Annotated in this window: 1 protein-coding gene; it reads left to right on the forward strand. The window is 53.3% G+C overall.

From position 1 onward, the window contains the following. The coding region (locus EVJ24_RS15195) for a hypothetical protein (RefSeq protein ID WP_201740384.1) at nucleotides 1–439 on the forward strand (439 nt) is incomplete at both ends.

Here is a 439-nt window from a genome sequence, read left to right on the forward strand (position 1 = left end):
CCAATGTACTGATTGAAGGCAGTATTGATAACGATCGCGTTACGCTGACTAACCTGGGTGCCGACATCGCCCGCGGGACATTAACCGGAAACGCGCAGCGTAACGCCGACGGCAGCTGGCAAGTGGAAAATCTGCGCATGGCGGATATCCGTCTACAAAGCGAAAAATCGCTAACCGACTTCTTTGCGCCATTACGCTCTGTCCCGTCGTTGCAGATTGGTCGCCTGGAAGTGATCGATGCTCGTTTGCAAGGTCCGGACTGGGCGGTGACCGACCTCGATCTCAGCTTGCGCAACATGACCTTCAGTAAAGATGACTGGCAGACACAAGAAGGCAAACTGTCGATGAACGCTAGCGAGTTCATTTATGGTTCGCTGCATTTATTTGACCCGATTATAAACGCGGAATTTTCCCCGCAGGGCGTAGCGCTGCGCCAGTT

Source organism: Exiguobacterium sp. SH1S21 (assembly GCF_004337175.1).
Classification (GTDB): Bacteria; Bacillota; Bacilli; order Exiguobacteriales; family Exiguobacteriaceae; genus Exiguobacterium; species Exiguobacterium aurantiacum_A.